This is a genomic window from Staphylococcus sp. AntiMn-1 (assembly GCF_001663395.1).
Taxonomy (GTDB): Bacteria; Bacillota; Bacilli; order Staphylococcales; family Staphylococcaceae; genus Staphylococcus; species Staphylococcus equorum.
The window spans coordinates 106,100-127,599 of sequence record NZ_CP012968.1; the positions used below are offsets into that span (position 1 = coordinate 106,100).

At 37.8% G+C, this 21,500-nt stretch carries 11 protein-coding genes, 28 tRNA genes, 3 rRNA genes and 1 pseudogene; 40 read left to right on the top strand and 3 right to left on the bottom strand.

The window, feature by feature from the left end:
- Window positions 1–101: 101 nt before the first annotated feature.
- Complete coding sequence (locus AOB58_RS00530; RefSeq protein WP_021339813.1) at window positions 102–1,079, bottom strand: metal-dependent hydrolase; 978 nt, start codon at window positions 1,077–1,079, stop codon at window positions 102–104.
- Window positions 1,080–1,206: 127 nt separating this feature from the next.
- Between AOB58_RS00530 and mutY the strand changes: the two genes are divergently transcribed.
- The 3 genes from mutY to AOB58_RS00545 all read left to right on the top strand — a co-directional run bounded on the left by mutY (window position 1,207) and on the right by AOB58_RS00545 (window position 4,808).
- Window positions 1,207–2,253 carry an A/G-specific adenine glycosylase gene (gene mutY / locus AOB58_RS00535; RefSeq protein ID WP_002507221.1) on the top strand — a complete coding sequence of 349 codons (1,047 nt, stop codon included), beginning with the start codon at window positions 1,207–1,209 and terminating at the stop codon, window positions 2,251–2,253.
- Between the two features lie 67 nt (window positions 2,254–2,320).
- Window positions 2,321–2,863, top strand: a complete 543-nt coding sequence (gene ntdP / locus AOB58_RS00540) for a nucleoside tri-diphosphate phosphatase (protein WP_002507222.1) — start codon at window positions 2,321–2,323, stop codon at window positions 2,861–2,863.
- Between the two features lie 208 nt (window positions 2,864–3,071).
- The gene (locus tag AOB58_RS00545) at window positions 3,072–4,808 is read left to right on the top strand and encodes an ABC transporter ATP-binding protein (protein ID WP_002507223.1); all 1,737 of its coding nucleotides are present in this window, start codon (window positions 3,072–3,074) and stop codon (window positions 4,806–4,808) included.
- 115 nt (window positions 4,809–4,923) lie between these two features.
- Here the strand turns inward: AOB58_RS00545 and AOB58_RS00550 are convergent, their stop codons facing one another.
- The gene (locus AOB58_RS00550; protein WP_002512520.1) at window positions 4,924–6,018 is read right to left on the bottom strand and encodes an FUSC family protein; all 1,095 of its coding nucleotides are present in this window, start codon (window positions 6,016–6,018) and stop codon (window positions 4,924–4,926) included.
- Window positions 6,019–6,093: 75 nt separating this feature from the next.
- Window positions 6,094–7,383, bottom strand: coding sequence for a glutamate-1-semialdehyde 2,1-aminomutase (locus AOB58_RS00555; RefSeq protein ID WP_002507225.1), 1,290 nt, complete (start codon window positions 7,381–7,383; stop codon window positions 6,094–6,096).
- An 82-nt stretch (window positions 7,384–7,465) separates the two neighbouring features.
- On the opposite strand from AOB58_RS00555, the gene AOB58_RS00560 reads away from it, so the two are divergent.
- The 37 genes and pseudogenes from AOB58_RS00560 to AOB58_RS00725 all read left to right on the top strand — a co-directional run bounded on the left by AOB58_RS00560 (window position 7,466) and on the right by AOB58_RS00725 (window position 21,432).
- Entirely contained in the window at window positions 7,466–7,921 is a 456-nt protein-coding gene (locus AOB58_RS00560; protein ID WP_002507226.1) for a peroxiredoxin, read from the top strand.
- Window positions 7,922–7,927: 6 nt separating this feature from the next.
- Window positions 7,928–8,878 carry a phosphoglycerate dehydrogenase gene (locus AOB58_RS00565; protein WP_002507227.1) on the top strand — a complete coding sequence of 317 codons (951 nt, stop codon included), beginning with the start codon at window positions 7,928–7,930 and terminating at the stop codon, window positions 8,876–8,878.
- Between the two features lie 95 nt (window positions 8,879–8,973).
- Window positions 8,974–9,432 carry a peroxide-responsive transcriptional repressor PerR gene (gene perR / locus AOB58_RS00570; protein ID WP_064782815.1) on the top strand — a complete coding sequence of 153 codons (459 nt, stop codon included), beginning with the start codon at window positions 8,974–8,976 and terminating at the stop codon, window positions 9,430–9,432.
- Between the two features lie 713 nt (window positions 9,433–10,145).
- Window positions 10,146–11,698, top strand: a 16S ribosomal RNA gene (locus AOB58_RS00575).
- Window positions 11,699–11,802: 104 nt separating this feature from the next.
- A tRNA-Ile gene (locus tag AOB58_RS00580) sits at window positions 11,803–11,879 on the top strand.
- Window positions 11,880–12,172: 293 nt separating this feature from the next.
- A 23S ribosomal RNA gene (locus AOB58_RS00590) occupies window positions 12,173–15,095 on the top strand.
- A gap of 81 nt (window positions 15,096–15,176) precedes the next feature.
- Window positions 15,177–15,291, top strand: a 5S ribosomal RNA gene (gene rrf / locus AOB58_RS00595).
- The 16S, 23S and 5S rRNA genes sit together here with 28 tRNA genes alongside, the layout of an rRNA operon.
- A gap of 10 nt (window positions 15,292–15,301) precedes the next feature.
- Window positions 15,302–15,377, top strand: a tRNA-Val gene (locus tag AOB58_RS00600).
- 13 nt (window positions 15,378–15,390) lie between these two features.
- Window positions 15,391–15,466, top strand: a tRNA-Thr gene (locus AOB58_RS00605).
- A gap of 6 nt (window positions 15,467–15,472) precedes the next feature.
- A tRNA-Lys gene (locus AOB58_RS00610) sits at window positions 15,473–15,548 on the top strand.
- 13 nt (window positions 15,549–15,561) lie between these two features.
- Window positions 15,562–15,643: transfer RNA gene (locus AOB58_RS00615), tRNA-Leu, on the top strand.
- A 3-nt stretch (window positions 15,644–15,646) separates the two neighbouring features.
- Window positions 15,647–15,721, top strand: a tRNA-Gly gene (locus AOB58_RS00620).
- Window positions 15,722–15,728: 7 nt separating this feature from the next.
- Window positions 15,729–15,814, top strand: a tRNA-Leu gene (locus tag AOB58_RS00625).
- A gap of 23 nt (window positions 15,815–15,837) precedes the next feature.
- Window positions 15,838–15,911, top strand: a tRNA-Arg gene (locus tag AOB58_RS00630).
- An 8-nt stretch (window positions 15,912–15,919) separates the two neighbouring features.
- Window positions 15,920–15,993 (top strand) — tRNA-Pro (locus AOB58_RS00635).
- Between the two features lie 17 nt (window positions 15,994–16,010).
- Window positions 16,011–16,086, top strand: a tRNA-Ala gene (locus tag AOB58_RS00640).
- 28 nt (window positions 16,087–16,114) lie between these two features.
- Window positions 16,115–16,188, top strand: a tRNA-Met gene (locus AOB58_RS00645).
- 27 nt (window positions 16,189–16,215) lie between these two features.
- Window positions 16,216–16,289, top strand: a tRNA-Ile gene (locus AOB58_RS00650).
- Between the two features lie 12 nt (window positions 16,290–16,301).
- Window positions 16,302–16,394, top strand: a tRNA-Ser gene (locus AOB58_RS00655).
- Window positions 16,395–16,436: 42 nt separating this feature from the next.
- Window positions 16,437–16,529, top strand: a tRNA-Ser gene (locus AOB58_RS00660).
- A 13-nt stretch (window positions 16,530–16,542) separates the two neighbouring features.
- Window positions 16,543–16,614 (top strand) — tRNA-Met (locus AOB58_RS00665).
- Between the two features lie 12 nt (window positions 16,615–16,626).
- Window positions 16,627–16,702: transfer RNA gene (locus tag AOB58_RS00670), tRNA-Asp, on the top strand.
- Between the two features lie 10 nt (window positions 16,703–16,712).
- Window positions 16,713–16,785 (top strand) — tRNA-Phe (locus AOB58_RS00675).
- Window positions 16,786–16,796: 11 nt separating this feature from the next.
- Window positions 16,797–16,872: transfer RNA gene (locus AOB58_RS00680), tRNA-Thr, on the top strand.
- A gap of 7 nt (window positions 16,873–16,879) precedes the next feature.
- Window positions 16,880–16,963: transfer RNA gene (locus AOB58_RS00685), tRNA-Tyr, on the top strand.
- 17 nt (window positions 16,964–16,980) lie between these two features.
- Window positions 16,981–17,054 (top strand) — tRNA-Trp (locus tag AOB58_RS00690).
- Window positions 17,055–17,056: 2 nt separating this feature from the next.
- Window positions 17,057–17,129, top strand: a tRNA-His gene (locus tag AOB58_RS00695).
- An 11-nt stretch (window positions 17,130–17,140) separates the two neighbouring features.
- A tRNA-Gln gene (locus AOB58_RS00700) sits at window positions 17,141–17,212 on the top strand.
- A gap of 8 nt (window positions 17,213–17,220) precedes the next feature.
- Window positions 17,221–17,294 (top strand) — tRNA-Cys (locus AOB58_RS00705).
- Window positions 17,295–17,301: 7 nt separating this feature from the next.
- Window positions 17,302–17,376 (top strand) — tRNA-Gly (locus AOB58_RS13500).
- An 18-nt stretch (window positions 17,377–17,394) separates the two neighbouring features.
- Window positions 17,395–17,469: transfer RNA gene (locus AOB58_RS13505), tRNA-Gly, on the top strand.
- Window positions 17,470–17,487: 18 nt separating this feature from the next.
- A tRNA-Gly gene (locus AOB58_RS13510) sits at window positions 17,488–17,562 on the top strand.
- Between the two features lie 19 nt (window positions 17,563–17,581).
- A tRNA-Gly gene (locus tag AOB58_RS13515) sits at window positions 17,582–17,656 on the top strand.
- A gap of 41 nt (window positions 17,657–17,697) precedes the next feature.
- Window positions 17,698–17,783: transfer RNA gene (locus tag AOB58_RS00710), tRNA-Leu, on the top strand.
- Window positions 17,784–18,004: 221 nt separating this feature from the next.
- Window positions 18,005–19,086, top strand: a pseudogene (locus AOB58_RS00715) (PTS transporter subunit IIC).
- Between the two features lie 167 nt (window positions 19,087–19,253).
- Entirely contained in the window at window positions 19,254–20,717 is a 1,464-nt protein-coding gene (locus AOB58_RS00720) for an ABC transporter substrate-binding protein/permease (protein WP_021339991.1), read from the top strand.
- The gene (locus AOB58_RS00725; protein ID WP_002507231.1) at window positions 20,710–21,432 is read left to right on the top strand and encodes an amino acid ABC transporter ATP-binding protein; all 723 of its coding nucleotides are present in this window, start codon (window positions 20,710–20,712) and stop codon (window positions 21,430–21,432) included. The genes AOB58_RS00720 and AOB58_RS00725 overlap by 8 nt, the downstream gene beginning before the upstream one ends.
- The last annotated feature ends 68 nt before the right edge of the window (window positions 21,433–21,500 follow it).

Below are 21,500 nucleotides of genomic sequence, written 5' to 3' on the forward strand. Positions count from 1 at the left end.
TTAATTAAACTAAAATAAGAAAAGAACTGGAAAGATTCGTTATCAATCAACGAATCTTTCCAGTTCTTATTGTATTTAGAGGTATTAAATTCTTTAACGTGTTACTTTGCAAATAATTTTTTCTGTAATTTATCTTCGCTAAAGACCCAGCCGATATAAGAATGATCGATAGTCATTTCATCGTCTAAATGGGCAATAGCTACAAAAGAATAATGTCCATTTTTTAAATAACGTAAATCAATTAATCTGATTTCGGTTGTTTCATCATCTAATTTTCTAGCTTCCCAACGATAAATAGTTGAGAAGTTAAGGAATGTTTTAATATTTTTATCACCTTCAACATATTGCATTAAATCATCACTTGGAAATGGGTGACGTTTTGATTTGTCACTAAATACAATGTTTCTACCAAAACTACGTCCCACATAATCATGTTCTTCAGTTTGTATTGCAACACGCCATTGCATGAAGCGAATTGTCGGAGCTACAAATACTTTTACTGGATTATGTTCTTGTTGAATTTGTTTTAGAGCTTGTTGTTTAATCACAGCTTGCATTCTAAAGCGAATGATATAATATACTACAAGAATAGCGATAATTGGGAAAAACACAAGATATGGATGAATCCCAACTAACCAAAGCAGTATTCCGATACACCACAAGATAAATATAATTGGATCAAACGTATTAATTACACTGAGTTGTATCCATTTGTTAGTAATAGGCCTTAGCGCTTGTGTACCATAAGAATTGAAAATATCTACAAACACATGTAGAAATACTGCAAGCTGAGCCCATAGCCAAACATGTGTTATATCAACGTTTTTGAAAAATGTAAAAATTAATAAAGTAATTAATAAAGGCCATAATATCGTAAAGGGTATTGAATGTGTAATACCTCTATGATTTGATATATAGGTAGCGTTATCTTTTAATTTAAAAACAGTGTCGCCATCAGGTATTAAAGAGCCAACTACTAATGTGGTAGCTGTGGCTACAAATGATCCTGCCATTGCCGGGTCTTGAGTAGCTAAAGCTGTTAAACCGATACCCATGACAATATGTGTGCCTGTATCCATAAGTATTCAACTCGTTTCATGTCAATAATATATATTCATTATAATCTAATATCATAAATAATAAAAATAACATACTAAAATTTATTTTGAAATTTTTAAGAATTACTAATAGAAAGAGATGTGTAAAATGTTTAATGAGTCAAAATTCAAGAATAATCTCGTTACATGGTTTGACGAACATCAACGTGAAATGCCCTGGAGAGAAACCTCTAATCCATATTATATATGGTTGAGTGAAGTAATGTTACAACAAACCCAAGTTAAAACGGTTATAGATTACTATCATAGATTCATTCATCGCTTCCCAACTATTACTGAGTTAAGTCAAGCACATGAAGATGAAGTGCTCAAATATTGGGAAGGCTTAGGCTATTATAGTAGAGCACGTAATTTTCACACGGCAATAAAAGAAGTACATGAAAGTTACAACGGTGTCGTACCAGACGAACCGGTGACATTTGGAAAGTTAAAAGGTGTAGGCCCTTATACACAAGCAGCAGTTATGAGTATTGCTTTCGACAAACCTTTAGCAACTGTGGATGGAAACGTCTTTAGAGTATGGTCACGACTAAACAATGATGAGAGAGATACGAAATTGCAATCAACACGTAAAGCATTTGAGAATGAATTACAACCATACGTTGAGCAAGATGCCGGTACATTTAACCAAGCAATGATGGAATTAGGTGCATTGGTATGTACACCGAAAGCTCCATTATGTTTATTCTGTCCGGTTCAAGATCATTGTGAAGCATTTGAACAAGGGACTGTTCAATCATTGCCTGTAAAAACAACAAAAGTTAAGAAGAAACATATAAAACAGCATGTTTATCTTCTTCAAAATGAAGATAATGCTTATTTAATTGAAAAACGTACACAAAAATTATTGAATAATATGTGGGAATTTCCAATGTACGAAGCAGAGGAAGATAAGCATATCAACACAGTATTAGGGACACAAGTGATATTTGATCAAACACCTGCATTTAAATTAAAACATCAATTTACACATATCACATGGGATATTGAAGTGTTTATATCTCAAGAAAATGTGCATAAAGATGACATTATTTTACCAGAGAATATGGTGTGGATGCAGTTAACAGAAAAAGAAGACTTTAATTTTCCTGTAAGTATGACAAAAATATATAATTTCATAACTAAACATTGTTAGATTCGGTGTTGTATCTTGAGGTATGTTATAATTCTATATGTGAAATTAAGAAAAGGTGGTGTGGAGCATGGTAAAAGAATCCATACCTAAAGAAGGTCAGACAATTAAGATTCAAAGTTATAAACATGATGGTAATATTCATCGTGTTTGGTCTGAAACTACTATATTAAAAGGTACGGAAGATGTTGTTATCGGTGGGAATGATCATACGCTCGTCACAGAAAGTGATAGTCGTACATGGATTACGAGAGAGCCTGCAATTGTATATTTTCATTCTGAATATTGGTTTAACGTGATATGTATGTTTAGAGAAGATGGCGTTTATTATTATTGTAATTTATCTTCACCATTTGTTTGTGATGAAGAAGCTTTAAAATATATCGATTACGATTTAGATATTAAAGTATATCCAAACGGTAAATATCATTTACTAGATGAAGATGAATACGAGCAGCATATGAAACAAATGAATTATTCATCTGATATCGACGTGATTTTAAGAAGAAATGTAGATATTTTACAGCAATGGATTGAACAGAAGAAAGGTCCGTTTGCTCCAGACTTTATTAAAGTTTGGCGAGAACGATACAAAAAAGTTAGAAATTATTAAGCAGATTTAATGTTTTTAATTTAATTATCATTTATAGTGATATGAATGTGAACAATACAAACAAGAAAAAATTAAGTTTGCTATAAAATATTCGTATTCGCAAATGAAATTGTCAAACAACTTTAGATAGTGCATAAATTAGCAGCCTAGTTGGACCATCAACATAGGCTGTTTCATTTGCAAATATAGTGTGGGGAGGAATCGTTTTATGATTCGCAGATATTTACAATTTGTTCGACCATATAAATGGCGAATCATTGCCACTATACTTGTAGGTATTCTAAAATTTGGTATTCCGATGCTGATTCCATTATTAATTAAATATGTCATTGACGATATTATCAATAATGGTGCGATAACAGTAGAAGAAAAAATCACAAAATTATTAGTTGCAATGGGTATAGCAGCGTTTATCTTTGTGATAGTAAGACCACCAATTGAGTTTTTAAGACAATATCTAGCACAGTGGACAAGTAACAAAATTTTATATGATATACGTAAAAAGCTTTATCATCATTTGCAAGCTTTGAGTTCAAGATTTTATGCGAATAACCAAGCAGGTCAAGTTATTTCAAGGGTTATTAATGATGTTGAGCAAACTAAAGACTTTATATTAACTGGTTTAATGAATATATGGCTTGACTGCATAACTATTATTATTGCATTAACTATTATGTTCTTCTTAGATGTCCAGTTAACTTTAGCCGCACTGATTATATTCCCTGTATATATTTTAACTGTGTATTTCTTCTTTGGTCGTTTGAGAAGTTTAACAAGAAAGAGATCACAAGCATTGGCAGAAGTACAAGGATTCTTACATGAACGTGTACAAGGGATGTCAGTTATAAAAAGTTTTGCGATTGAAGATAATGAAGCAGGAAACTTTGATAAACATAACCAAAATTTCTTACAAAGAGCGTTTAATCATACGCGTTGGAATGCTTATTCATTCTCAGCAATTAATACGGTTACAGACATTGGACCTTTAATCGTTATTGGTACAGGAGGGTTCTTAGCAATCAATGGATCAATAACAGTAGGTACTTTAGCTGCTTTCGTGGGCTATCTTGAACAACTATTTGGTCCTCTTCGTAGATTAGTTTCTTCATTTACAACATTGACACAAAGTTTTGCGTCAATGGACCGTGTATTCCAACTTTTAGATGAAGATTACGACATTAAAAATAAAAAAGGTGCACTGCCAATAGAAATAAAACAGGGACACATCGAATTAACTAATGTTAAGTTTAAATATGATCAAAATGAAGCAAATATCCTTAAAGATATTAATTTAGAAATTAATCAAGGTGAAACTGTGGCATTTGTTGGTATGAGTGGTGGAGGAAAATCTACTTTAATCAATTTAATACCTAGGTTCTATGATGTTACCGAAGGCGAAATAAAAATTGATGGTACCAATATCAAGTCATATTTAACAGGTAGCTTGAGAAGACAAATTGGCTTAGTTCAACAAGATAATATATTATTCTCGGATACAATTAAAGAAAATATATTATTAGGTAAACCAGATGCTTCAGATGAAGAAGTTATTAATGCTGCTAAAATGGCCAATGCGCATGATTTTATCATGGAATTATCTCAAGGTTACGATACAGAAGTAGGCGAAAGAGGGGTTAAACTCTCTGGTGGACAAAAACAACGTGTTTCTATTGCCCGTATTTTCCTAAATAATCCGCCAATTATTATTTTAGATGAAGCGACGAGCGCACTTGATTTAGAAAGTGAGTCTATTATTCAAGATGCCTTGAGTGTATTAAGTGCAAATCGTACAACACTGATTGTTGCACATAGATTATCTACAATCACACATGCTGATAAAATTGTTGTTGTAGAAAATGGTGAAATTGTTGAAAGTGGTTCACATTCAGCATTATTAGCTAAAAAAGGTGCATACGAACATCTATATAGTATTCAAAATTTATAGTCAGTAAATATTTAAAAGCGCACTCGGTATTTTAATGTATACTGAGTGCGCTTTTGTGTTAAACGATAAAAATACCCTCTGAGCAGATGGAAATTAAGCTCAAAGGGTATTTTATTTATAAATCGAAGTCTTCTTCTAGTATATCAATTTCATTATCATTTCGATGGTACGTGAAGAAACTAATACGTAGTCTATCTAAATGTTCTAAAATATAACGATATTCTTCAATTGCTGAAATAATTTGCATAATATTAGTATATGAGTACATTGATTGATAAGGATTTTGAATGATTTCTTTTTGAAATGCATCCATCAAATCTTTCTTCTGTGGATTTGAAATCTGACTATCAAGTTGATCTACATCATACCGTGCCTTTTTTGAAAGACTGATGAAGATTTGTTCGTGATATGCAATCAATGTGTCGATTTCTAATTTAATCTGCAAAAGTAATTCATTATTTAAATTATGAAGGTCATTTTGATAACGATTCATTTTTCTCAACACTTCATACGCTCTCCGAGTGCTACGGACTAATTCTTTAAAAAGAATTTTTTTCCTATTTTGTGCATACAGTTGCTTTTTAGTCCATGGTTTTTCTTCTGAATAATAACCTAAAGTTTCTTCGAGTTTATCAATACGAGTAACAATTAACCCTCTATCTTCTTTAATATGATGATACTCAGAGGTGTCATTTAAAACCAATTTAAACCATACAAAAATATCAGAACAGATATTCAATGAATTATAGTAAATTTTAGATTCAAATTTAGGTGGTAGAAATAAAAGGTTTACTGCTGAAGAACTAAGCACACCAACCATAACAAGTACAAATCTATAAAAGGCAGAAACATAAAAGTTACCAGTATGTTGTCCCATAATAATTAAAGCAGTTATACTTGCTAGCGTAGCAACATGTTCCAATTTGAAACGAAACAGGATTGCAATTAATAAAATTACTGTAACACCCATGATTACAATATTATTACCAAATATCGTAACCATCACTACTGCTAAAACAGCACCAACAAGGTTACCTATTGCTCGTTCCCCAATTGTTTTTATTGAACGAAAAACACTTGGTTGCATTGCAATGACAGCACTGACTGCAGCAATGGCTTTTAAACCAGCTTCATCAGGTAATAGAGAAGCGATAAACAAAGCAAGTATAATTGCGATACCTGTTTTGAGAATACGGGCTCCTAATTTCAAATGTACCGCTCCTTAATATATTTAATAAAATAATGTTTATACTTGTTATACAACGATTGGGTGTAAAATTCAAGTTTATACCATTTGACTAAATGCATAATCTACCGCTTTTAATGTTGAATCAATGTCTTCATCCGTATGTTCAGTAGTTAAAAACCAAGCTTCAAATTTAGAAGGAGCAAGATTAATACCTTGGTTTAGCATTAATTTAAAGAATTTAGCAAATGCGTCTCCATCAGTATTTTCAGCCTGAGTATAATTTTCTACTGTTTCATCTGTAAAATATAATGTTAGGGCACCATACACTCTATTTACTGTAGCAGTAATATTATGTTTTTTAATTAATGAAAGCAAACCATCCTCTAAACGTTTACCTAATGCATCTAATTTTTCATAAACGCCATCTTGCTCTAATACTTCTAGAAGTGCAATACCAGCTTTCATGGATAGTGGGTTTCCTGCCATGGTACCAGCTTGGTATGCTGGACCTAAAGGTGCTACTTGTTCCATAATATCTTGCTTTCCTCCATATCCACCTATAGGTAAACCGCCACCAACAATTTTACCGAAGGCTGTTAAATCAGGATATACATTATAAAGATCTTGTGCGCCACCGTAATGGAAACGGAATGCTGTAATGACTTCATCATATATAACTAAGCTTCCATTATTATGAGTAAGTTCATTTACTTGTTCTAAGAAACCAGGTTTAGGTTTAACCATGCCAAAATTACCAACAATAGGTTCAACCAATACGGCAGCAATATCTTCACCCCAATAGTCAATAGCTTCCTTATAAGCATCAATATCATTGAAAGGAACTGTGATTACTTCTTGAGCGACACTTTCAGGAACACCAGCAGAATCAGGTGAACCTAGTTGAGAAGGCCCACTACCCGCAGCAACTAAAACTAAATCAGAGTGACCGTGATACTGACCAGCAAATTTGATAATTTTAGTTCTTTTAGTATAAGCACGGGCGACACGGATTGTAGTCATAACTGATTCTGTACCTGAATTAACAAATCTAATCTTTTCTAATGAAGGCATAGCATCACGTAATTTTTTAGCAAATTCAATTTCTAGTTCTGTAGGCGTACCATATAATACACCTTGTGCAGCCTGTTCTTGAATAGCTTTAGTAATATGTGGATGTGCATGACCAGTAATAATAGGGCCATAAGCTTGTAAATAATCAATGTACTTATTTCCATCTACATCAAACAAATATGCACCTTGACCAGAGCGCATCATAACTGGTGCGCCACCGCCAACTGCCTTATATGAGCGAGAGGGTGAATTGACTCCTCCTAGAATATACTCATTAGATAATTTTTGAAGTTTTTCACTTTCAGTAAATTTCATACATATCAACCTCTTTTAATTTAATAATTTCGTCTATTATCGTATCATAAAATTAAGAATAAAAAGGAATAGGGTGAGTTAAATGTTAAGAAAAGGCGATCAATTTCCATCATTTAAACTAGAAAATCAAAAGGGAGAGTTTATTTCTAATGAATCTATAAAAGGAAGTAAAGCTGTACTTTACTTTTATCCAAGAGATAATACACCTACATGTACTACTGAAGCATGTGATTTTAGAGATAATTTAGCAATCTTTAATGATTTAAATGCCAAAGTGTATGGTATTAGTGGAGATAGTAAAAAGAAACACGAAAATTTCAGCCAAAAACTAGATCTAAACTTTGATTTATTAGTGGACGAGAATTATGAACTGTCAGAAGAAGTGGGTGTCTATCAATTGAAGAAATCATTTGGTAAAGAATCGATGGGGATTGTAAGAACTACATTTGTTATTGATGAAGATGGTATTATAATAGATGTAATTGAAAAAGTTAAAGTTAAAACACAAATGGATGAACTAAAAGAAATCTTGGGGTGAACATAGATGAAAGCTGTCAGTTTGAAACGAATGGGAGATTTAGAATCTAAATTAATAGAAGCATATCCAGCTGTCGAATTTGTATTTACAAAGGGTGTTTCTGAAATAGAAGAACAAGATAAGAAAGATTTAGATATAATATTCGGCTATGATGGTAAACTTAATCAATCATTTTTAGAAAATTGTCCAAACCTTAAATGGATGGCATGGTATTCAACAGGTGTGAATAGTTTACCTTTAGATTATATTGATAAACATAATATATTACTTACTAATGGTAAAGGTATACATGCCAAGCAAATGTCAGAATTTATTATAGCTTATATACTAGATGACTATAAAAAAATGAGGACTTCCTATATTAATCAACAAAATAGATATTATGATTCAAAACTTACGGGCTCAAGAGTGAGTGGAGAAACAATTTTATTTCTAGGTACAGGAAGTATCGCTCAATATACGACAAATATTGCAAACGCAATGAATATGAAAGTCATTGGTATCAATACAAATGGTCATTCAGTAGAGGGATTTAGTAAAACCTTCGCATTAAATGAACTTTCTAATGCTTTAACCGAAGCGGACATAATTGTTAACACGCTACCTGAAACTGAGCAGACTATACACCTCATAACAAAAGCGCATTTCGAATTAATGAATGAAACAACATTATTTATAAATGTAGGCAGAGGGACAATTGTTGATGAAAGTGTATTAATTGAAGCTTTAAAAGAAAAACAAATTAGACACGCATATATAGACGTGTTCGAAAATGAGCCTTTAAATCCAAGTAATGAATTATATTCATTAGATAATATTACTATTACTGCCCATATCACAGGTAACGGCAAAGAAAATATGAGTGAGGTTACGGATATATTCATTAAAAATCTCAACCATTTTCTCAATAAGGGGTTTTTAATTGAGAATGAAGTGGATCCTAAACAAGGCTATTAAAGACTTTTAAGCAATGAAGATTGACATTTCACACATCAAACAGTTATATTTATATTAAGTAATAATTATTCTTAAATAGAAAGATGGTGAGTGAAATGAGTGCAGAGATGGAAACAGTTGAACATCAACTAGAACATTCAATTGCGTCTTTAAGAAATAACGGTATTAGAATAACACCTCAACGACAAGCAATATTGAAATTTTTAATTGCTTCAGAGACACATCCTACAGCCGATGAGATTTATCAAGCACTTTCACCTGATTTTCCAAATATAAGTGTTGCTACAATATATAATAATTTACGTGTTTTTAAAGATATTGGTATAGTAAAAGAATTACCATACGGAGATTCTTCAAACCGTTTTGACTTCAGTACACATAATCATTATCACGTTATCTGTGATAATTGTGGAAAAATAGTGGATTTCCATTATCCACAACTTGATGAAGTAGAACAATTAGCGCAGCACGTAACAGACTTTAATGTAACGCATCACCGTATGGAAATATATGGGTTATGCAAAGACTGCCAAGATAAAAGAAACAGCCAATAGAAGAAAGAAAACATTATCTAGTATCTAGTTATACTAATGATATAAGAAAAGGGAAAACTCATTTTTAAAACAAATGAGTTTTCCTTTTTCTTTGTTCTTACTTCTTTATATTGAATATGTTGAATGATGCTAAACTAGAAAAGTTGAGTACATACGGTAGTGGTGCCGTTTCTTATTGGTATGCATTCTAGTTCCTTCTATAGATAACAGAAGGTAAAACAACTTCATTAAGTTAAGAAATATGCCGATATATTTACACTAAATAAACTTTTAATACATAAAAACAATAAATAGACATCACAAAGGTAAAATTTAACTAAAAAGATTGCTGAAAATTATTGACGGTTGTGAATAAACTTGATATTATAAAAAAGTCGTCGAAACAAGACACAATAGCAAAACAACCGAGTCAACGAAGTTTTTACAAAGTGTAAATTTGACACTTGTTAAATCAGTTAAAAGGATATACAATATTAAATGTTGAGTTAAAAACGCAACAAACTTAATAAATAAAAAAGAAATTTATTATTGACTTAACAAAAACTTAATGTTATAATTATTTCTTGTAACGCATTAACGCAGTAATGAACATTGAAAACTGAATTGCAATATGTCAACGTTAATTCCGAACGCAACATTAAATTGTTGGTTCAAACGTGTTAGAGATAACACACAAATTAGTATTTTATGAGCTAATCAAACATCATAATTCATTTATGGAGAGTTTGATCCTGGCTCAGGATGAACGCTGGCGGCGTGCCTAATACATGCAAGTCGAGCGAACGGATAAGGAGCTTGCTCCTTTGAAGTTAGCGGCGGACGGGTGAGTAACACGTGGGTAACCTACCTATAAGACTGGAATAACTTCGGGAAACCGGAGCTAATGCCGGATAACATTTGGAACCGCATGGTTCTAAAGTAAAAGATGGTTTTGCTATCACTTATAGATGGACCCGCGCCGTATTAGCTAGTTGGTAAGGTAACGGCTTACCAAGGCAACGATACGTAGCCGACCTGAGAGGGTGATCGGCCACACTGGAACTGAGACACGGTCCAGACTCCTACGGGAGGCAGCAGTAGGGAATCTTCCGCAATGGACGAAAGTCTGACGGAGCAACGCCGCGTGAGTGATGAAGGTTTTCGGATCGTAAAACTCTGTTATTAGGGAAGAACAAATGTGTAAGTAACTGTGCACATCTTGACGGTACCTAATCAGAAAGCCACGGCTAACTACGTGCCAGCAGCCGCGGTAATACGTAGGTGGCAAGCGTTATCCGGAATTATTGGGCGTAAAGCGCGCGTAGGCGGTTTCTTAAGTCTGATGTGAAAGCCCACGGCTCAACCGTGGAGGGTCATTGGAAACTGGGAAACTTGAGTACAGAAGAGGAAAGTGGAATTCCATGTGTAGCGGTGAAATGCGCAGAGATATGGAGGAACACCAGTGGCGAAGGCGACTTTCTGGTCTGTAACTGACGCTGATGTGCGAAAGCGTGGGGATCAAACAGGATTAGATACCCTGGTAGTCCACGCCGTAAACGATGAGTGCTAAGTGTTAGGGGGTTTCCGCCCCTTAGTGCTGCAGCTAACGCATTAAGCACTCCGCCTGGGGAGTACGACCGCAAGGTTGAAACTCAAAGGAATTGACGGGGACCCGCACAAGCGGTGGAGCATGTGGTTTAATTCGAAGCAACGCGAAGAACCTTACCAAATCTTGACATCCTTTGAAAACTCTAGAGATAGAGCCTTCCCCTTCGGGGGACAAAGTGACAGGTGGTGCATGGTTGTCGTCAGCTCGTGTCGTGAGATGTTGGGTTAAGTCCCGCAACGAGCGCAACCCTTAAACTTAGTTGCCAGCATTTAGTTGGGCACTCTAGGTTGACTGCCGGTGACAAACCGGAGGAAGGTGGGGATGACGTCAAATCATCATGCCCCTTATGATTTGGGCTACACACGTGCTACAATGGACAATACAAAGGGCAGCTAAACCGCGAGGTCATGCAAATCCCATAAAGTTGTTCTCAGTTCGGATTGTAGTCTGCAACTCGACTACATGAAGCTGGAATCGCTAGTAATCGTAGATCAGCATGCTACGGTGAATACGTTCCCGGGTCTTGTACACACCGCCCGTCACACCACGAGAGTTTGTAACACCCGAAGCCGGTGGAGTAACCATTTATGGAGCTAGCCGTCGAAGGTGGGACAAATGATTGGGGTGAAGTCGTAACAAGGTAGCCGTATCGGAAGGTGCGGCTGGATCACCTCCTTTCTAAGGATATATTCGGAACATCTTCCTTGAGAAGATGAAGAGGAATGACATTGACATATTGCATTCAGTTTTGAATGCTCATTACGAGTATTCAACATCGAAATGGGCCTATAGCTCAGCTGGTTAGAGCGCACGCCTGATAAGCGTGAGGTCGGTGGTTCGAGTCCACTTAGGCCCACCATTTAGAATTTTATAAGCACTATGGGGCTTAGCTCAGATGGGAGAGCGCCTGCTTTGCACGCAGGAGGTCAGCGGTTCGATCCCGCTAGTCTCCACCATAAAGAATTTAATTTGTACATTGAAAACTAGATATGTAAGTAAAATTTATGATTTTACCAAGCAAAACCGAGTGAATTAGAGTTTTAAAAAGCTTGAATTCAAAAAATAGAAATAATCGCTAGTGTTCGAAAGAACACTCACAGATTAATAACATTTTAGGTTTTCAACCGATTTTATCGTGTTGAAGGTCGAAAAGATTAAGTTATTAAGGGCGCACGGTGGATGCCTTGGCACTAGAAGCCTACGAAGGACGTTACTAACGACGATATGCTTTGGGGAGCTGTAAGTAAGCTTTGATCCAGAGATTTCCGAATGGGGAAACCCAACACGAGTTATGTCGTGTTATCGATATGTGAATACATAGCATATCTGAAGGCAGACGTGGGGAACTGAAACATCTTAGTACCCGCAGGAAGAGAAAGAAAAATCGATTCCCTGAGTAGCGGCGAGCGAAACGGGAAGAGCCCAAACCAACGAGCTTGCTTGTTGGGGTTGTAGGACACTCTATACGGAGTTACAAAAGAACAAATTAGACGAATCATCTGGAAAGATGAATCAAAGAAGGTAATAATCCTGTAGTCGAAAGTTTGTTCACTCTTGAGTGGATCCTGAGTACGACGGAACACGAGAAATTCCGTCGGAATCCGGGAGGACCATCTCCCAAGGCTAAATACTCTCTAGTGACCGATAGTGAACCAGTACCGTGAGGGAAAGGTGAAAAGTACCCCGGAAGGGGAGTGAAATAGAACTTGAAACCGTGTGCTTACAAGTAGTCAGAGCCCGTTAATGGGTGATGGCGTGCCTTTTGTAGAATGAACCGGCGAGTTACGATTTGATGCAAGGTTAAGCAGTTAATGTGGAGCCGTAGCGAAAGCGAGTCTGAATAGGGCGTTGAGTATTTGGTCGTAGACCCGAAACCAGGTGATCTACCCATGACCAGGCTGAAGTTTAGGTAACACTGAATGGAGGGCCGAACCGACTTACGTTGAAAAGTGAGCGGATGAGTTGTGGGTAGCGGAGAAATTCCAATCGAACCTGGAGATAGCTGGTTCTCTCCGAAATAGCTTTAGGGCTAGCCTTAAGTAATGATTATTGGAGGTAGAGCACTGTTTGGACGAGGGGCCCTTATCGGGTTACCGAATTCAGACAAACTCCGAATGCCAATCAATTTTATCTTAGGAGTTAGAACGCGGGTGATAAGGTCCGTGTTCGAAAGGGAAACAGCCCAGACCACCAGCTAAGGTCCCAAAATATATGTTAAGTGGAAAAGGATGTGGCGTTGCCCAGACAACTAGTATGTTGGCTTAGAAGCAGCCATCATTTAAAGAGTGCGTAATAGCTCACTAGTCGAGTGACACTGCGCCGAAAATGTACCGGGGCTAAACATATTACCGAAGCTGTGGATTGTCCGTAAGGACAGTGGTAGGAGAGCGTTCTAAGGGCGTTGAAGCATGATCGCAAGGACATGTGGAGCGCTTAGAAGTGAGAATGCCGGTGTGAGTAGCGAAAGACGGGTGAGAATCCCGTCCACCGATTGACTAAGGTTTCCAGAGGAAGGCTCGTCCGCTCTGGGTTAGTCGGGTCCTAAGCTGAGGCCGATAGGCGTAGGCGATGGATAACAGGTTGATATTCCTGTACCACCAAATTTCGTTTTAAGCGATGGGGGGACGCAGTAGGATAGGCGAAGCGTACTATTGGATTGTACGTCCAAGCAATGAGACTGAGTGTTAGGCAAATCCGGCACTCTTAAGGTCAAGTTGTGATGGGGAGAGGAAATTGTTTCCTCGAGTCGTTGATTTCACACTGCCAAGAAAAGCCTCTAGCTAGAATTTTGGTGCCCGTACCGCAAACCGACACAGGTAGTCAAGATGAGAATTCTAAGGTGAGCGAGCGAACTCTCGTTAAGGAACTCGGCAAAATGACCCCGTAACTTCGGGAGAAGGGGTGCTCTTTAGGGTTAACGCCCAGGAGAGCCGCAGTGAATAGGCCCAAGCGACTGTTTATCAAAAACACAGGTCTCTGCTAAACCGTAAGGTGATGTATAGGGGCTGACGCCTGCCCGGTGCTGGAAGGTTAAGAGGAGTGGTTAGCTTCGGCGAAGCTACGAATCGAAGCCCCAGTAAACGGCGGCCGTAACTATAACGGTCCTAAGGTAGCGAAATTCCTTGTCGGGTAAGTTCCGACCCGCACGAAAGGCGTAACGATTTGGGCACTGTCTCAACGAGAGACTCGGTGAAATCATAGTACCTGTGAAGATGCAGGTTACCCGCGACAGGACGGAAAGACCCCGTGGAGCTTTACTGTAGTCTGATATTGAAATTCGGTACAACTTGTACAGGATAGGTAGGAGCCTTTGAAACGTGAGCGCCAGCTTACGTCGAGGCGTTGGTGGGATACTACCCTTGCTGTGTTGGATTTCTAACCCGCACCATTTATCATGGTGGGAGACAGTGTCAGATGGACAGTTTGACTGGGGCGGTCGCCTCCTAAAGAGTAACGGAGGCGCTCAAAGGTTTCCTCAGAATGGTTGGAAATCATTCATAGAGTGTAAAGGCATAAGGAAGCTTGACTGCGAGACTTACAAGTCGAGCAGGGTCGAAAGACGGACTTAGTGATCCGGTGGTTCCGCATGGAAGGGCCATCGCTCAACGGATAAAAGCTACCCCGGGATAACAGGCTTATCTCCCCCAAGAGTTCACATCGACGGGGAGGTTTGGCACCTCGATGTCGGCTCATCGCATCCTGGGGCTGTAGTCGGTCCCAAGGGTTGGGCTGTTCGCCCATTAAAGCGGTACGCGAGCTGGGTTCAGAACGTCGTGAGACAGTTCGGTCCCTATCCGTCGTGGGCGCAGGAAATTTGAGAGGAGCTGTCCTTAGTACGAGAGGACCGGGATGGACATACCTCTGGTGTACCAGTTGTCGTGCCAACGGCATCGCTGGGTAGCTATGTATGGACGGGATAAGTGCTGAAAGCATCTAAGCATGAAGCCCCCCTCAAGATGAGATTTCCCAACTTCGGTTATAAGATCCCTCAAAGATGATGAGGTTAATAGGTTCGAGGTGGAAGCATAGCGATATGTGGAGCTGACGAATACTAATCGATCGAAGACTTAATCAAATTTAAAAGTGTTTTGTTTGGCATTATCAAATTTTACTTACTATCTAGTTTTGAATGTATAATTTTTTATATATTTCATTGTCTGGTGACAATGGCAAGGAGGTCACACCTGTTCCCATGCCGAACACAGTAGTTAAGCTCCTTAGCGCCGATGGTAGTCGGACTTACGTTCCGCAAGAGTAGGACGTTGCCAGGCAATTTTATACGGAGGATTAGCTCAGCTGGGAGAGCATCTGCCTTACAAGCAGAGGGTCGGCGGTTCGAACCCGTCATCCTCCACCATTTATTTTTAATAGCCGGCCTAGCTCAACTGGTAGAGCAACTGACTTGTAATCAGTAGGTTGGGGGTTCAAGTCCTCTGGCCGGCACCATGTTTTGAGCCATTAGCTCAGTTGGTAGAGCATCTGACTTTTAATCAGAGGGTCAGTGGTTCGAGCCCACTATGGCTCACCATTATTTTAATATCGCGGGTGTGGCGGAACTGGCAGACGCACTAGACTTAGGATCTAGCGCCTCACGGCGTGGGGGTTCGACTCCCTTCACCCGCATATGCAGAAGTAGTTCAGCGGTAGAATACGACCTTGCCAAGGTCGGGGTCGCGGGTTCGAATCCCGTCTTCTGCTCCATTATTTTGCCGGGGTGGCGGAACTGGCAGACGCACAGGACTTAAAATCCTGCGGTGAGAGATCACCGTACCGGTTCGATTCCGGTTCTCGGCATTATCCCATAAAAATAGAATTATGCGCCCGTAGCTCAACTGGATAGAGTACTTGACTACGAATCAAGAGGTTACAGGTTCGACCCCTGTCGGGCGCACTATTTTACGGGAAGTAGCTCAGCTTGGTAGAGCACTTGGTTTGGGACCAAGGGGTCGCAGGTTCGAATCCTGTCTTCCCGATATCCTTAAAATAATATGGGGGCTTAGCTCAGATGGGAGAGCGCCTGCTTTGCACGCAGGAGGTCAGCGGTTCGATCCCGCTAGTCTCCACCATATATTTAAATGCAATCTAAATTACAACGGCGGCGTAGCTCAGCTGGCTAGAGCGTACGGTTCATACCCGTGAGGTCGGGGGTTCGATCCCCTCCACCGCCACTAATTATTAGTTGTAAATTATATTTAGGACCTTTAGCTCAGTTGGTTAGAGCTAACGGCTCATAACCGTTCGGTCGCAGGTTCGAATCCTGCAAGGTCCATATAATTTTTTTGGAGGAATACCCAAGTTCGGCTGAAGGGATCGGTCTTGAAAACCGACAGGAGCTTAACGGCTCGCGGGGGTTCGAATCCCTCTTCCTCCGCCATTTTTATAATAATTGAATATAATTTATTTACCTAATATTTTTGGAGGAATACCCAAGCCCGGCTGAAGGGATCGGTCTTGAAAACCGACAGGGGCTTAACGGCCCGCGGGGGTTCGAATCCCTCTTCCTCCGCCATTAATATTATTACCGCGGGATGGAGCAGCGGTAGCTCGTCGGGCTCATAACCCGAAGGTCGGTGGTTCAAATCCGCCTCCCGCAATTTTATATTTTAGGTCCCGTAGTGTAGCGGTTAACACGCCTGCCTGTCACGCAGGAGATCGTGGGTTCGAATCCCATCGGGACCGCCATTATTGTTATGGTTCAGTAGCTCAGTTGGTAGAGCAATGGATTGAAGCTCCATGTGTCGGCAGTTCGACTCTGTCCTGAATCATTTTAATGCAAGCCGGCCTAGCTCAACTGGTAGAGCAACTGACTTGTAATCAGTAGGTTGGGGGTTCAAGTCCTCTGGCCGGCACCATCTTTTTGGAGGGGTAGCGAAGTGGCTAAACGCGGCGGACTGTAAATCCGCTCCTTCGGGTTCGGCAGTTCGAATCTGCCCCCCTCCACCATATAACTTTAATTTAATAGGGGCATATTTCAACGGTAGAATACAGGTCTCCAAAACCTTTGATGTGGGTTCGATTCCTACTGCCCCTGCCATGGCGGTTGTGGTGAAGTGGTTAACACATCGGATTGTGGTTCCGACACTCGTGGGTTCGATCCCCACCATCCGCCCTTTGTATTTTTGGGCTATAGCCAAGCGGTAAGGCAACGGACTTTGACTCCGTCACTCGTTGGTTCGAATCCAGCTAGCCCAGTTTTTATTGGCGGCATAGCCAAGTGGTAAGGCAGAGGTCTGCAAAACCTCTATCACCGGTTCAAATCCGGTTGCCGCCTCCATCAATATGCGGGAGTAGTTCAATTCTTAGAACACGTTCCTTCCCGGAACGAGGTATAGGTGTAAGTCCTATCTTCCGCTCCAAATTTAATTATATCCCATGCGGGAGTAGTTCAACTTTTAGAACACGTTCCTTCCCGGAACGAGGTATAGGTGTAAGTCCTATCTTCCGCTCCAAATTTAATTATATCCCATGCGGGAGTAGTTCAACTTTTAGAACACGTTCCTTCCCGGAACGAGGTATAGGTGTAAGTCCTATCTTCCGCTCCAAATTTAATATTATTTTCATGCGGGAGTAGTTCAACTTTTAGAACACGTTCCTTCCCGGAATGAGGTATAGGTGTAAGTCCTATCTTCCGCTCCATTGATACTTCCACATAGGGAGTTTTTTATTTATTTAATTGGGCCGGCGTGGCGGAATTGGCAGACGCGCGGGACTCAAAATCCCGTTCCATTGATTTGGAGTGTCGGTTCGATCCCGACCGCCGGTATATATAACGTACTTAGATGTACATGTTAAGCAATCTCATAAGATGGGGTTGCTTTTTTATGTTTAAAGTTTGTTAAATGCTAATGCCTTTAATTATTTACTCAATTGCTTAATATCACTTTATAACATAGGCTATGCAATATTAATATAATTAAAGTAAATATTGTAGTTTTGGTAAAGTATAATATTATTAGTCTAATGTTATATTTGGAGGAAAATTCAATGGTTAAAACTAAATCAACCAAAATTAAAACAACTAAACCAAATGGAAGGCAATTTTTTGCTAATATCTTACAAGCTGTTGGTGCAGGGGTAGTTATTGCGTTAATACCTAATGCATTATTAGGTGAACTATTAAAGTTCTTTAAAGAAGGTAATGAATTATTAGAAACAATATATCAATTAGTAGTTTTGATTCAATCATTTATGGCTTTTATTATAGGTGTGTTAGCTGCACATCAATTTAAATTTAATGGTGCAGGGGCTACGATGATAGGTGTTTCTGCTATGTTAGGTAGTGGAGCTGTTAAAATTACTCCTGATGGATTTATACTAAATGGTATTGGTGATATTATTAATACTATTTTGGTTGTAATTATTGCTTGCTTTTTATACTTAATATTACAGAATAAATTGGGTTCATTAGAAATGATCTTGTTACCAGTCATTATTCCTGTAGTAAGCGGGATTATTGGTCTATATACATTAGGCTATGTATCTAATGTTACAAAAGGTTTAGGTCATATAGTGCATTCATTCACTGAACTCAATCCATTATTGATGTCAGTGTTAATATGTGTGACTTATTCATTGCTGATGGTAACGCCAATATCGGTTGTAGCTATTGCAACAGCTATTAGTCTATCTGGACTAGGTAGTGGTGCAGCTAATATGGGAATTGTTGCAGCCTGTGTTACATTCCTATTTGGATCAATAAGAGTTAATGGTGCTGGTGTGAATCTTGTATTAATTATTGGTGCAGCTAAGATGATGATACCTGTCTATTTCAGACATTTAATTATCGCGATACCTTTAACAATTAATGGTATTATAGGTGGCTTGATTGCTTACTTTATTGGTATTGAAGGTACACCGATGTCAGCTGGTTTTGGTTATACCGGACTTGTAGGACCAATTAACGCCTTTAACCGTATGTCTGGAGATCCAACAATGAATATCATATTATTAATTTTGGTTATTTCATTATTCCTTTTGTTGCAGCATTTTTTGTTCATGAGTTATGTAAAAAATTCATTGGTAAATATACTGATGACATATACAGTTTTGAAATTCCTAAACAGTAATTTTAATTGACCTAATGTATATTAGGTCTTTTTTATACATAAATAATGCATATTTTGTCTTTTCTATAAAAAAATAACTATTATAGATAGCTTTTGTATAAAAAGTTATTGAATAATATTACGTTATTATGTATAATAATTAATTATATAGAGAGGGGTTAACCAAGATGAAACACACTATTAAACTATTTATGGTCTTTATTATATTTATTAGCGCCATAATTACATACATAAATCCTGATGCTCAAGCAGCAGAAGAAGATCAATGGGATAAAATTAAAGAACGTGGAGAATTGAGAGTAGGTTTATCTGCAGATTATGCACCTTATGAATTTGAACATAATGTGAATGGTAAATCTGAATATGCCGGTATTGATATTGATTTGGCAAAGAAAATTGCAAAGGACAATGATGTAAAGCTAAAAATTGTTAATATGCAATTTGATAGTTTGTTAGGAGCAATTAAAACTGGGAAAATCGATTTAATCATTTCTGGAATGACACCAACACCTGAACGTGAAAAAGAGGTAGATTTCTCAAATCCATATATGACGGTTGAACAAAAAATGATTGTTAAAAAGTCTGAGGCAGATAGATTTCAAAATATAGATGATTTTGCTAATCAAAAAATTGGTGTACAAAAACAAACACAACAAGAAAAAATTGCTCAAACAGAAATTGAAAATGCACAGATACAATCTTTAACGAGAGTACCTGAAGTAATCATGTCATTAAAGAGTGGCAAAATAAACGGGATGGTTATTGAAGGACCAGTTGCAGAAGCTTACTTGAAACAAAATGAAGATTTAGCATTTGCAGATGACGTGAAATTTAATGAAGGTACGAAACAAACAGCAATTGCAGTACCTAAAAATTCCCCTGAATTAATGGAAAGACTTAATGCTACTATTAAAGATGTTGAAGATAAAGGTTTACTAGCAGATTATAAAGCATCAGCTGCAGAAGCAATGAAAAAGGACGAAGGAAATTTCTTTACTAAATATGGAAACTTCTTTATAAAAGGTATTCAAAATACGATACTCATTTCAATTGTGGGAGTAGTGCTAGGTGCAGTGTTTGGTGCATTTATTGCGTTATTAAAACTAAGTAAAGTTAGAGTTTTAAGATGGTTAGCTTCCGCCTATATTGAATTCTTAAGAGGCACACCATTGCTCGTGCAAGTATTTTTAGTTTATTTCGGTACAACTGCAGTATTAGGTTTAAATATTTCTGCATTAATTTGTGGTATGATCGCGCTTGTAATTAACTGTTCTGCATATATTGCTGAAATTATTAGAGCCGGTATAAATGCAGTAGATAAAGGACAAACTGAAGCTGCACGTAGTTTAGGATTATCTTATGGCCAAACTATGAAATCAGTTATATTACCACAAGCTATTAAAAATATTTTACCTGCCTTAGGTAATGAGTTTGTAACAGTAATTAAAGAATCTTCTATAGTATCTGTAATCGGTGTTAGTGAAATTATGTTTAATGCACAAGTTGTTCAAGGTGCCTCATTTGATCCGTTCACACCATTGATCATAGCAGCTATACTGTATTTTATTCTCACATTTACATTATCTAGAATTATGTATTTCTTTGAAGGGAGATTGAAAGTTAGTGATTAATATTAAAAACTTATACAAGTCATTTGGTAAAAATGAAGTTCTAAAAGGTATTGATTTTACTGTAAATCAAGGCGAAGTAGTAGCAATCATAGGTCCTTCAGGTAGTGGGAAAAGTACCTTACTGCGTTGCATGAATCTACTAGAGACGCCAACAAGTGGTGAAGTTATATTTAAAGACAATAATTTAACGAGTAAAGATACAGAATTAGAAAAATTGCGTCAACAAATGGGGATGGTATTTCAAAATTTCAATTTATTTCCGCATAAAAAAGTAATAGATAATGTTATTTTAGCGCCTAGTTTATTAAAAAAAGGGAATCAAAATGACTTGAAAAAAGAGGCCCAGTTGTTATTAGAAAAAGTGGGTCTAGAGGATAAATCTGATGCATATCCAGCACAATTATCTGGTGGTCAAAAGCAAAGGGTAGCAATTGCTAGAGCATTAGCGATGAACCCTGAAGTTCTATTGTTTGATGAGCCGACATCAGCGCTTGATCCAGAGGTTGTAGGAGACGTATTGAAAGTTATGAAAGATCTAGCTAAAGAGGGTATGACAATGGTAGTTGTAACCCATGAAATGCATTTTGCTAGAGATGTAAGTGATAAAGTAGTATTTATGGCTGATGGTGTCATCGTTGAGTCTGGGACACCAGAAGAAGTCTTTGACCACCAACAACATGAAAGAACGAAAAACTTCTTATCAAGAGTTTTGTAATTATTTAATAATAAGACTGAATTGGTAACATAGGATTGTTTAAAATCAATCTTATGTTATTGATTTGG